Below are 11564 nucleotides of genomic sequence, written 5' to 3'. Positions count from 1 at the left end.
AATGACGCATAAAATTGAACAATCTCAACGACAAGAACGGGTAGCGGCCTGGAATCGTCACGCTGAATGCGATCTTGCCGCTTTCCAGAACTCACCGAAACAAACTTATCAGGCAGAAAAAGCGCGCGATCGCAAACTGTGCGCCAACCTGGAAGAAGCGATTCGTCGTTCTGGTTTGCAAGATGGCATGACCGTCTCTTTCCACCACGCTTTCCGCGGTGGTGACCTGACCGTCAACATGGTGATGGACGTCATCGCGAAAATGGGCTTTAAAAACCTGACCCTGGCATCCAGTTCCCTGAGTGATTGCCACGCGCCACTGGTAGAACATATTCGTCAGGGCGTGGTAACCCGTATTTATACTTCCGGTCTGCGCGGCCCACTGGCAGAAGAAATCTCCCGTGGTCTGCTGGCTGAACCAGTGCAAATCCACTCCCACGGCGGTCGTGTGCATTTGGTGCAGAGCGGTGAACTGAACATCGATGTGGCCTTCCTCGGCGTCCCATCCTGTGATGAGTTCGGTAATGCCAACGGCTACACTGGCAAAGCCTGCTGCGGCTCCCTCGGCTATGCGATGGTCGATGCCGACAATGCAAAACAGGTCGTGATGCTCACCGAAGAGCTGCTGCCTTATCCGCATAACCCGGCAAGCATTGAACAGGATCAGGTTGATCTGATCGTCAAAGTTGATCGTGTTGGTGATGCCGCGAAAATCGGCGCTGGCGCGACCCGTATGACCACGAACCCGCGCGAACTGCTGATTGCCCGCAGCGCCGCGGACGTGATTGTCAACTCCGGCTACTTCAAAGAAGGTTTCTCCATGCAAACCGGCACCGGCGGCGCATCGCTGGCGGTAACGCGTTTCCTGGAAGACAAAATGCGTAGCCGTGACATTCGCGCCGATTTCGCCCTCGGCGGCATCACCGCCACGATGGTTGATCTGCATGAAAAAGGTCTGATCCGCAAACTGTTGGACGTACAGAGCTTTGACAGCCACGCCGCACAATCACTGGCCCGTAACCCGAATCACATCGAAATCAGCGCCAACCAGTATGCCAACTGGGGTTCTAAAGGTGCATCAGTTGATCGTCTCGATGTAGTGGTACTGAGCGCGCTGGAAATTGACACCCAGTTCAACGTTAACGTGCTGACTGGTTCTGACGGCGTACTGCGCGGTGCTTCCGGCGGTCACTGCGATACCGCAATTGCCTCTGCGCTTTCCATCATCGTCGCGCCACTGGTTCGCGGTCGTATTCCAACTCTGGTGGATAACGTGCTGACCTGCATTACCCCTGGCTCCAGCGTCGATATTCTGGTCACCGACCACGGTATCGCTGTTAACCCGGCACGTCCGGAACTGGCAGAACGTCTGCAGGAAGCGGGAATTAAAGTGGTTTCCATTGAGTGGCTGCGTGAACGTGCGCGTCTGCTGACCGGTGAACCACAGCCGATTGAATTCACCGACCGCGTCGTTGCCGTCGTGCGTTACCGCGATGGCTCGGTGATTGATGTTGTACATCAGGTGAAGGAATAAGCCATGCACCTGCTCCCTGAACTCGCCAGCCACCATGCGGTTTCGATTCCCGAGTTGCTCATCAGCCGGGATGAAAGGCAAGCACGGCAACACGCCTGGCTCAAGCGCCATCCTGTTCCACTGGTCTCCTTTACCGTGGTTGCGCCTGGGCCGATTAAAGACAGCGAGGTCACACGCCGTATTTTTAATCATGGCGTAACTGCCCTGCATGCCTTAGCCGCAAAACAGGGCTGGCAAATTCAGGAGCAGGCTGCACTGGTTTCTGCCAGCGGGCCGGAGGGCATGTTGAGCATTGCCGCCCCGGCTCGCGACCTCAAGCTCGCGACCATTGAGCTTGAACATAGTCATCCTCTCGGGCGTTTGTGGGATATCGATGTGCTGACGCCCGAAGGCGAAATTCTCTCCCGCCGCAATTATTCACTACCGCCTCGCCGCTGCCTGTTGTGCGAACAAAGCGCGGCTGTTTGCGCGCGTGGGAAAACCCATCAACTGACCGATTTACTCAACCGCATGGAGGCGCTGCTGAACGATGTCGATGCCTGCAACGTCAACTAAAACCACAAAGCTTGCTGCGTCATTAATCGATGACTACGCCCTGCTGGGCTGGCGCGCCATGCTGACTGAAGTCAATCTGTCACCAAAACCTGGCCTGGTGGATCGCATTAACTGCGGTGCGCACAAAGATATGGCGCTGGAAGATTTCCACCGTAGCGCACTGGCAATTCAGGGCTGGTTACCGCGTTTCATTGAATTTGGTGCCTGTAGCGCAGAAATGGCACCGGAAGCGGTACTCAACGGATTACGCCCAATTGGTATGGCCTGCGAAGGCGATATGTTCCGCGCCACTGCGGGCGTAAACACCCATAAAGGCAGCATTTTTTCTTTAGGGCTACTGTGTGCGGCGATTGGTCGTTTGCATCAGCTCAACCAGCCGGTAACGCCCAAAACCGTTTGTGCGACGGCGGCAAGTTTCTGCCGCGGTCTGACCGATCGCGAACTACGTACCAATAATCAACAACTGACGGCTGGTCAACGGTTGTATCAACAACTTGGCCTAACCGGCGCGCGCGGCGAAGCCGAAGCGGGTTATCCGCTGGTGATCAACCACGCCCTGCCGCACTACCTCACTCTGCTGGATCAGGGGTTAGATCCTGAACTGGCATTGCTCGATACCTTACTGCTGCTGATGGCGATGAACGGCGATACCAACGTTGCATCACGCGGTGGCGAAGGGGGGCTGCGCTGGCTACAACGCCAGGCGCAAACACTATTGCAAAAAGGGGGCATCCGAACCCCCGCCGATCTCGATTATCTCCGGCAGTTCGACAGGGAGTGTATCGAACGAAATCTCAGCCCAGGCGGCAGCGCCGACCTGCTGATTCTTACCTGGTTTTTAGCACAGATTTAAAAATTTAAACACTTGATAAATTTGGAAATATTAATTTTCGGAGAACCCGTATGTCTTTAGCAAAAGATAAGATATGGAAATTATTGGCCCCACTGGTGGTGATGGGCGTCATGTTTCTTATCCCTGTACCCGACGGTATGCCGCCGCAGGCATGGCATTACTTCGCCGTGTTTGTGGCAATGATTGTCGGTATGATCCTCGAGCCAATTCCGGCAACAGCAATCAGTTTTATTGCAGTAACTATTTGCGTTATTGGCAGTAATTATCTGCTCTTTGACGCCAAAGAATTAGCTAACCCCGCTTTTAATGCCCAAAAACAGGCGCTGAAATGGGGACTGGCTGGTTTTTCCAGTACCACTGTCTGGTTGGTATTTGGCGCATTTATCTTTGCATTAGGGTATGAAGTTTCCGGATTAGGTCGTCGTATCGCCCTTTTCCTGGTGAAATTCATGGGGAAACGCACGCTGACGTTGGGTTATGCGATTGTCATCATCGATATTCTGCTGGCACCATTTACACCGTCTAACACCGCACGTACAGGTGGGACCGTTTTCCCGGTCATTAAAAACCTGCCGCCACTGTTTAAATCATTCCCGAACGATCCGTCTGCACGTCGTATTGGCGGTTATTTAATGTGGATGATGGTCATCAGTACCAGTCTGAGTTCCTCCATGTTTGTCACCGGTGCTGCACCGAACGTGCTGGGTCTGGAGTTTGTCAGCAAAATTGCCGGTATCCAGATTAGCTGGTTGCAGTGGTTCCTCTGCTTCCTGCCAGTTGGCGTTATCTTACTTATCATTGCGCCGTGGCTTTCCTATGTACTGTACAAACCGGAAGTCACTCATAGTGAAGAAGTGGCAACCTGGGCGGGTGACGAACTGAAAACAATGGGTCGCCTGACTCGCAGAGAGTGGACGCTGATTGGTCTTGTTCTGCTTAGTTTGGGTTTATGGGTATTTGGTAGTGAAGTCATTAACGCCACTGCTGTTGGCCTGCTGGCGGTTTCGCTGATGCTGGCGCTGCACGTTGTGCCGTGGAAAGACATTACCCGCTATAACAGCGCATGGAACACGCTAGTTAACCTGGCAACACTGGTTGTCATGGCTAATGGCCTGACCCGTTCTGGCTTTATCGACTGGTTTGCCAACACCATGAGTACGCACCTGGAAGGTTTCTCACCAAACGCGACAGTGATTGTACTGGTTCTGGTGTTCTACTTTGCGCACTACCTGTTTGCCAGCCTGTCTGCGCATACCGCAACCATGCTGCCGGTGATTCTGGCCGTCGGTAAAGGTATTCCGGGCGTACCGATGGAACAACTGTGTATCCTGCTGGTTCTGTCTATCGGTATCATGGGCTGCCTGACTCCATATGCAACTGGCCCAGGAGTTATTATTTACGGCTGCGGCTATGTGAAATCGAAAGATTACTGGCGTCTGGGTGCCATCTTCGGGGTCATTTACATCGCCATGTTGCTGTTGGTTGGCTGGCCAATTCTGGCAATGTGGAACTAATACGTTCGCCAGACGCTGAATAAATCATCACGCCCGCCAGGTAAGCCCACCCGGCGGGCTTTTTTATGATTTAATAGATAGTATTCAGTGTATGTATGAGTCCCACACCCATTATGAAAGCATTCTGGCGTAACGCCGCTTTACTGACGGCTTCTCTGCTCCCCTTCTCTTCAGCTAACGCCGTGGCGTTACAGGCAAAACAGTACGGCGATTTTGATCGCTATGTGCTGGCTCTTTCCTGGCAAACCGGATTTTGCCAAAGCCAGCACGATCGCAATCGTAACGAACGCGATGAATGTCGTCTGCAAACCGAAACGACCAACAAAGCTGATTTCTTGACCGTACACGGCCTGTGGCCTGGGTTGCCAAAGTCGGTTGCGGCACGCGGTGTTGATGAACGCCGCTGGATGCGCTTTGGCTGCGCCACCCGCCCAATCCCAAACTTGCCAGAGGCACGCGCCAGCCGAATGTGTTCGTCACCGGAAACAGGGTTGTCGCTGGAAACGGCAGCTAAACTAAGTGAAGTGATGCCCGGCGCGGGTGGGCGTTCCTGCCTGGAACGTTACGAATATGCGAAACACGGCGCCTGTTTTGGTTTTGATCCGGACGCTTACTTCGGCACGATGGTGCGTCTGAATCAAGAAATCAAAGAAAGCGACGCTGGAAAATTTCTCGCTGAAAACTATGGTAAAACCGTGAGTCGAAATGACTTTGACGCCGCCTTCGCCAAAAGCTGGGGGAAAGAGAACGTCAAAGCGGTCAAGTTAACGTGTCAGGGTAATCCGGCATATTTGACTGAAATCCAGATTTCACTCAAAGCTGACGCCATCAACGCACCGCTTTCCGCAAACTCATTCTTGCCACAACCACATCCCGGTAACTGTGGCAAAGCCTTTGTGATTGATAAAGCGGGCTATCAATAATCTGACAGGCAAAACGCTGTGGTGCGTTTTTCATGAAACATGGCGATTAAGATTTCTACAATAATGCGCTGCATTGAGGAATTCCCTGAATGTGACGTAAATCACTTCAAAGTGTGAGCAACAGCCAGTATCATCATATGAGTTAAACCCTCGCCGCCTGACGGTGAGGGTTTTCTTTTGGGTATGTTTATCTGCGACACTCGCAGTACCGACGACATGGAGTAAAAATGTCCAGACCAACTATCATCATTAACGACCTGGATGCCGAACGCATCGATATTCTGCTGGAGCAACCCGCCTACGCCGGTTTGCCAGTCGCTGACGCGTTAAACGCAGAGTTGGATCGCGCCCAAATGTGTTCGCCAGAAGATATGCCACACGATGTGGTGACGATGAACAGCCGGGTTAAATTCCGCAATCTTAGCGATGGCGAAGTGCGTGTGCGCACGCTGGTGTATCCGGCCAAAATGACCGACAGCAATACTCAGCTTTCCGTTATGGCTCCGGTTGGTGCCGCACTGCTGGGGCTGCGCGTTGGCGACACCATTCACTGGGAACTTCCGGGCGGCGTTACCACCCACCTTGAAGTGCTGGAACTCGAATACCAGCCAGAAGCCGCTGGCGAATACCTGCTTTAATCCCATCTGCACAAGCGTTAAATCGCTTTGCTCAGAGGATGCGTCCGCATCCTCTTTCCGCTCAAATATCAACCAGATTTATCATTTTGCTCTTCCCCGCTACGTTCTAATCTGAACAGGTTATCAACCTGCGGACTCCATTATGAGTGAAGCTCTTGGTATTACAGCGTTTTATATTTTCATCGCAGCAATAATTGTTGTAGCGGTGCTATACCTTGAGCAACACTGGTAGTGCCAACACGAATACATTTTAAGCATCAATATTTAATAGATATAAAATCAACGTCGCAAATCACAGATCTAAAATCAATAATATGATGTTATGTATGCATGCAACAGCAAGGAGAGAATGCTTATGTACAAAACAATCATTATGCCAGTAGACGTATTTGAAATGGAATTAAGCGACAAAGCCGTTCGTCACGCTGAATTTCTCGCCCAGGATGATGGTGTAATTCATTTACTCCATGTATTACCAGGCGCTGCAAGCCTTAGTCTGCACCGTTTTGCTGCCGATGTGCGTCGTTTCGAAGAGCATTTGCAACATGAGGCGGAAGAGCGCCTGCAGACAATGGTGGGTCATTTCACTATTGATCCCTCCCGTATCAAACCACATGTCCGTTTTGGTAGCGTGAGAGATGAGGTGAATGAATTAGCCAAAGAACTGAATGCGGATGTTGTGGTTATCGGTTCGCGTAATCCATCAATTTCAACCCATCTGTTAGGTTCTAACGCTTCCAGCGTGATCCGCCACGCCCATCTGCCTGTATTAGTCGTTCGTTAACAAATTAACGTATTTATGGTGCCCTGCCCGGAGCCATCCCGGCAGGGTTTTCTATAACGAAAAAAAGCCGCCAGGTTTGACCCCGGCGGCTAAACAATTGCAGGTGAATCTTACTTCTTCTTATGCAGTTTTGGTGCGAATCAGGTAGTCAAAGGCACTCAGAGAGGCTTTGGCACCTTCGCCAGTGGCGATGATGATCTGTTTGTACGGAACCGTCGTACAGTCACCGGCTGCAAACACGCCTTTGACGTTGGTTTCGCATTTCGCATCGATGATGATTTCACCCATGCGGTTACGTTCTACTGCGCCTTCCAGCCAGTTGGTGTTCGGCAGCAGACCAATCTGAACGAAAATACCGGCCAGTTCGATATTGTGAATATCGCCGCTCACGCGATCACGGTATTCCAGACCAACAACTTTGCTACCGTCGCCTTTTACTTCAGTGGTTTGCGCATTCAGAATGATGTCGACGTTTTTCAGACTGCGCAGTTTGTCCTGCAGAACCTGGTCGGCTTTCATTTCTGGCGCAAACTCAAGCAGGGTAACGTGTTCAACAATACCCGCCAGATCAATCGCGGCTTCCACGCCGGAGTTGCCGCCGCCAATCACCGCTACACGTTTGCCTTTAAACAGCGGGCCGTCGCAGTGCGGGCAGTAGGTTACGCCTTTGGTGCGATACTGATCTTCACCCGGAACGTTCATGTTGCGCCATTTTGCGCCGGTCGCCACGATAATGCTGCGGGCTTTCAGTACCGCGCCGGAAGCTGTTTCAATCTGATGCAGACCGCCTTCAACCGCGGCCGGGATCAGCTTGCTCGCGCTCTGGCTGTCGATCACATCAACATCGTATTCATCAACGTGAACTTTCAGCGCACCAGCCAGTTTCTGGCCTTCGGTTTTCGGCACGGAGATGTAGTTTTCAATGTCAACGGTATCGAGGATCTGACCACCGAAACGTTCGCCCATCAGACCAGTACGGATACCCTTACGTGCGGAGTAAATTGCCGCCGCAGCACCCGCCGGGCCAGAACCAACGATCAGCACATCATAAGCGTCACGCTTGTTCAGCTCTTCTGCCGCACGTTTTTCAGCGCCAGTATCAATCTTCGCAACGATTTCAGTCAGCGTCATACGCCCCTGACCAAACTCTTTACCATTCACGAATACGGCCGGAACGCCCATCACGTTACGATCGGTGATTTCGTTCTGGAACGTACCACCGTCAATTGCCGTGTGTTTAATGCGCGGGTTCAGTACGCTCATCAGGTTCAGCGCCTGCACCACGTCCGGACAGTTATGGCAGGAAAGCGAATAATAAGTTTCAAATTCAAAATCACCGTCAATGTCGCGGATCTGCTCCAGCAGAGACTGCGCTTCTTTCGACGGATGACCACCGGTCCACAGCAGAGCCAGTACCAGCGAGGTAAATTCATGGCCCAGCGGAGAGCCTGCAAAACGCGGCCCCTGGTTAGAACCTGGGTTGGTGATCAGGAAAGACGGCTTACGCACCGGCAAGCTGTTATCTTCTTTAAAGGTGACTTTGTCTGACAGTTCTGCGATCTCAGCCAACAGTTCCTTGATTTCTGCCGATTTAGCGCTGTCATCCAGCGTGGCAATTAACTCAACAGGCTTGATCAATTTCTCAAGGTAAGCCTTGAGTTGAGTTTTCATATTTGTGTCGAGCATGTTTATCTCCTGGGCTTTAAACATCATCATGCAAGCGGCCTCTGCGGCTACCTGGATGCAGCTTGCATCATGGTGCGGGGAAGAAAATCGGGTGCCGCAGCACCCGATTAATTAGGTGAATTTCCGAAGTATTTCGCGTCAGAGCAAGGCGGCTAGCCTGTGAACCCCCGGAGTTTACACAAGTAAGTGACCGGGGTGAGCGGGCGACGCCAACACTGCTATGGCGTGAAAGACGAAGAAAATTTAGATTTTACCAACCAGGTCCAGGGATGGAGCCAGAGTTGCTTCACCTTCTTTCCATTTAGCCGGGCAAACTTCACCTGGGTGAGAAGCCACGTACTGTGCTGCTTTGATTTTACGCAGCAGGTCAGATGCGTCACGGCCAATGCCTTCAGCGGTAACTTCGATAGCCTGGATGATACCCTGCGGGTCAACAACGAAGGTAGCACGGTCAGCCAGACCTTCATCTTCACGCATGTTGTCGAAGTTACGGGTCAGGGCGCCAGTCGGGTCACCGATCATTGCATATTTAATTTTAGCGATGGTTTCAGAGCTGCTGTGCCATGCTTTGTGGGTGAAGTGAGTATCGGTAGATACTGCGTATACATCTACACCCAGTTTCTGCAGTTCTTCGTAGTGGTCAGCAACGTCGCCCAGTTCGGTCGGGCATACGAAAGTAAAGTCAGCCGGGTAGAAGAAGAAGACGCTCCAGCGGCCTTCGGTGTCTTTCTCGGTGATTTCGATGAATTCGCCGTTTTTGAATGCCTGGTTTTTAAAAGGTTTAATTTTGGTGTTAATCAAGGACATCTATACTTCCTCCGTGTTTTCGATGAGATGTAAGGTAACCAATTTTTGCCGATTCGGCTAATGCGTTTCCATTATCAAATCGATAAGTTTTACCTTACAACCTTCGTAAGACAACTTTGTGAACTTTGCATCGCCAGTGGCGATAAAAAGTAAAATGGGTCCCCTTTCCAGGTGACCGCATAACCTGAACTACCCTTTGGTATCTTCAGCGCCTGTTCAACAGGCTACGGTGTTGCGATGATAATCGCAACGACGAGAGGGATTACAACACCCTCATAAACAAAGGGCAATCACCTGAGATAAGGTCTTAACTATGACAGTGATAGGTTAAGCCTTTTATTGTGTATTTGCACTGAACGAAAAGGACAAGACAATGTTAAAAAAGATAATTTTTTTTACCCTGCTCCCAGGAATTGCTTACGCCGAAGAGCTTCCTGCGCCCGTTAAAGCGATTGAAAAACAGGGAATTACGATTATTAAATCGTTCGATGCGCCAGGCGGTATGAAAGGTTATCTGGGGAAATATCAGGATATGGGGGTCACTATCTACCTTACGCCAGACGGTAAGCATGCCATCTCTGGCTATATGTACAACGAAAAGGGAGAAAACCTCAGTAACGCTCTTATTGAAAAAGAGATTTACGCACCTGCCGGACGCGAAATGTGGCAGCGTATGGAACAATCAAACTGGTTACTTGACGGTAAAAAAGACGCGCCGGTCGTGGTTTATGTTTTTGCCGATCCTTTCTGCCCGTATTGCAAACAATTCTGGCAACAAGCACGCCCATGGGTTGATGCCGGTAAAGTTCAAATTCGTACTCTGCTGGTTGGCGTGATAAAACCAGAAAGCCCGGCCACCGCGGCGGCAATCCTCGCGTCTAAAGATCCGGCAAAAACGTGGCAAGAGTATGAGGCATCTGGCGGCAAGTTAAAGCTGAACCTCTCAGGGAGCATCACACCTGAACAGATGAAGATTCTCAGTGCCAACGAGACGTTGATGGACGAACTGGGCGCAAATGTTACCCCTGCTATTTATTACATGAGCCCAGAAAACACATTACAGCAGGCTGTCGGATTACCAGATCAAAAAACATTTAATATCATTATGGGAAATAAATAACCTTCATTCTATGGATAACTGGAATATTTATCTCTTTTCAGTTATCCAAAAAATCGCAAGTATTGTTCACCCATCTAATATCAGCTATGCTATTTTAGAAAAACTTAATCGTGAATTAAGTAAAATAACATAATATATAAAAATACATAAAGCCATATCATTGACTTGATGAATATTATGAGAACAAGCATATGAATGGAGTGCATCATGGCTAATCTTTACGACTTAAAAAAATTCGATTTAAACTTGCTTGTCATTTTTGAGTGCATCTACCAACATCTTAGTATTAGCAAGGCCGCAGAATCATTATATATAACGCCTTCTGCGGTAAGCCAGTCTTTACAACGTCTACGGGCGCAATTTAATGACCCCTTATTTATTCGCTCCGGTAAAGGAATTGCACCAACAACGACAGGATTAAATCTGCATCATCATCTCGAGAAAAATCTCAAAAACCTTGAGCAAACCATCAACATTGTCAATAAATCCGAGCTGAAGAAAAAATTTATTATTTATGGTCCGCAACTTATCTCGTCAACCAACAGTAGTCTTTTGATCGGATGCCTACGACAAGACACATCGGTAGAAATTGAACATCATGACATTATGATGTCAGCAGAAAGCGCCGAAAATTTATTGGCTTATCGCAAAGCAGATCTGGTTATTACATTAATACCAGTCATCAGTCGCTCGGTGAGCTGTGTACCTTTTCAATCGATACGCAACACGCTTATCTGTAGTGCATCTCATCCGAGAATAACGGAATACAGTAGCCGCGAAGACATTCTTGATGAAGAGTTTACTTTTCTGACATCAAAAGCATCTGGCCTTGAAGATTTTCAGATGGAAATAGAAGCGATTCTGGCAAACCGAAAAATAGCATTCCGTAGTTCTTCTCTGTTTACTATTATCAATACTATTGCGGTAACCGATTTACTGGGTATTGTTCCCTTTGAACTATATCGTTGTCATCAGAAAAACCTGCAATTAAAACAAATAAAACTAAAACATAACCTCCCCTCTAATACACTTTATATTTCCTATAATAAATCATCATTAAACAATCTGGCGTTCTCTCGATTTATTGATCGCTTAAATGACAGCTTATCCTGAAAACCTATCAATAAGAACAATATTCATCATAAAAAAA

The 11564-nt window shown here is 49.6% G+C and carries 12 protein-coding genes; 10 read left to right on the top strand and 2 right to left on the bottom strand.

The genetic code is table 11. From position 1 onward, the window contains the following. Position 1: 1 nt before the first annotated feature. From citF to uspG, 8 genes are all read left to right on the top strand, one after another. On the top strand, positions 2–1534 hold the full coding sequence (gene citF, locus A31E_RS19265; protein WP_000149038.1) for a citrate lyase subunit alpha: 1533 nt from the start codon (positions 2–4) through the stop codon (positions 1532–1534). A 3-nt stretch (positions 1535–1537) separates the two neighbouring features. Continuing rightward, complete coding sequence (gene citX / locus A31E_RS19270; RefSeq protein ID WP_000550392.1) at positions 1538–2089, top strand: citrate lyase holo-[acyl-carrier protein] synthase; 552 nt, start codon at positions 1538–1540, stop codon at positions 2087–2089. Next, entirely contained in the window at positions 2064–2942 is an 879-nt protein-coding gene (gene citG, locus A31E_RS19275) for a triphosphoribosyl-dephospho-CoA synthase CitG (protein WP_000062439.1), read from the top strand. The genes citX and citG overlap by 26 nt, the downstream gene beginning before the upstream one ends. Positions 2943–2992: 50 nt before the next feature. Then, positions 2993–4456, top strand: coding sequence for a citrate/succinate antiporter CitT (gene citT, locus A31E_RS19280; RefSeq protein ID WP_000050312.1), 1464 nt, complete (start codon positions 2993–2995; stop codon positions 4454–4456). 113 nt (positions 4457–4569) lie between these two features. After that, positions 4570–5379, top strand: coding sequence for a ribonuclease I (rna, locus tag A31E_RS19285; protein ID WP_010380708.1), 810 nt, complete (start codon positions 4570–4572; stop codon positions 5377–5379). A gap of 227 nt (positions 5380–5606) precedes the next feature. Further along, positions 5607–6017, top strand: coding sequence for a nucleoside diphosphate kinase regulator (gene rnk, locus A31E_RS19290; RefSeq protein WP_000089740.1), 411 nt, complete (start codon positions 5607–5609; stop codon positions 6015–6017). A 142-nt stretch (positions 6018–6159) separates the two neighbouring features. Beyond that, on the top strand, positions 6160–6249 hold the full coding sequence (gene yldA, locus A31E_RS26705) for a small membrane protein YldA (protein ID WP_353889723.1): 90 nt from the start codon (positions 6160–6162) through the stop codon (positions 6247–6249). Positions 6250–6372: 123 nt separating this feature from the next. Then, positions 6373–6801 carry a universal stress protein UspG gene (gene uspG / locus A31E_RS19295; RefSeq protein ID WP_001515959.1) on the top strand — a complete coding sequence of 143 codons (429 nt, stop codon included), beginning with the start codon at positions 6373–6375 and terminating at the stop codon, positions 6799–6801. 120 nt (positions 6802–6921) lie between these two features. Here uspG and ahpF read toward each other — a convergent pair whose 3' ends face one another. Continuing rightward, positions 6922–8487, bottom strand: coding sequence for an alkyl hydroperoxide reductase subunit F (gene ahpF / locus A31E_RS19300; protein ID WP_032240660.1), 1566 nt, complete (start codon positions 8485–8487; stop codon positions 6922–6924). Positions 8488–8730: 243 nt separating this feature from the next. Then, positions 8731–9294, bottom strand: a complete 564-nt coding sequence (gene ahpC, locus A31E_RS19305) for an alkyl hydroperoxide reductase subunit C (RefSeq protein WP_000052796.1) — start codon at positions 9292–9294, stop codon at positions 8731–8733. A gap of 373 nt (positions 9295–9667) precedes the next feature. Between ahpC and dsbG the strand changes: the two genes are divergently transcribed. Both dsbG and citR read left to right on the top strand, forming a co-directional pair. Then, a complete protein-coding gene (dsbG, locus tag A31E_RS19310) occupies positions 9668–10414 on the top strand; it encodes a thiol:disulfide interchange protein DsbG (protein ID WP_000913734.1) in 747 nt (248 codons plus the stop codon). Between the two features lie 207 nt (positions 10415–10621). Further along, positions 10622–11527 (top strand): DNA-binding transcriptional repressor CitR, encoded by a 906-nt coding sequence (gene citR, locus A31E_RS19315; RefSeq protein ID WP_000002459.1) that lies wholly within the window; start codon positions 10622–10624, stop codon positions 11525–11527. Positions 11528–11564: the final 37 nt, after the last annotated feature.

This window comes from Escherichia sp. KTE159 (assembly GCF_000408805.1).
Lineage (GTDB): Bacteria > Pseudomonadota > Gammaproteobacteria > Enterobacterales > Enterobacteriaceae > Escherichia > Escherichia marmotae.
Note: the sequence above shows the minus strand (reverse complement) of the source record. Positions and strands in the feature narration are given on the sequence as shown.

Coding starts and splice junctions, on each gene's coding strand:
- citF (WP_000149038.1), top strand. CDS start 2: ATGACGCATAAAATTGAACAATCTCAACGACAAGAACGGGTAGCGGCC.
- citX (WP_000550392.1), top strand. CDS start 1,538: ATGCACCTGCTCCCTGAACTCGCCAGCCACCATGCGGTTTCGATTCCC.
- citG (WP_000062439.1), top strand. CDS start 2,064: ATGTCGATGCCTGCAACGTCAACTAAAACCACAAAGCTTGCTGCGTCA.
- citT (WP_000050312.1), top strand. CDS start 2,993: ATGTCTTTAGCAAAAGATAAGATATGGAAATTATTGGCCCCACTGGTG.
- rna (WP_010380708.1), top strand. CDS start 4,570: ATGAAAGCATTCTGGCGTAACGCCGCTTTACTGACGGCTTCTCTGCTC.
- rnk (WP_000089740.1), top strand. CDS start 5,607: ATGTCCAGACCAACTATCATCATTAACGACCTGGATGCCGAACGCATC.
- yldA (WP_353889723.1), top strand. CDS start 6,160: ATGAGTGAAGCTCTTGGTATTACAGCGTTTTATATTTTCATCGCAGCA.
- uspG (WP_001515959.1), top strand. CDS start 6,373: ATGTACAAAACAATCATTATGCCAGTAGACGTATTTGAAATGGAATTA.
- ahpF (WP_032240660.1), bottom strand. CDS start 8,487: ATGCTCGACACAAATATGAAAACTCAACTCAAGGCTTACCTTGAGAAA.
- ahpC (WP_000052796.1), bottom strand. CDS start 9,294: ATGTCCTTGATTAACACCAAAATTAAACCTTTTAAAAACCAGGCATTC.
- dsbG (WP_000913734.1), top strand. CDS start 9,668: ATGTTAAAAAAGATAATTTTTTTTACCCTGCTCCCAGGAATTGCTTAC.
- citR (WP_000002459.1), top strand. CDS start 10,622: ATGGCTAATCTTTACGACTTAAAAAAATTCGATTTAAACTTGCTTGTC.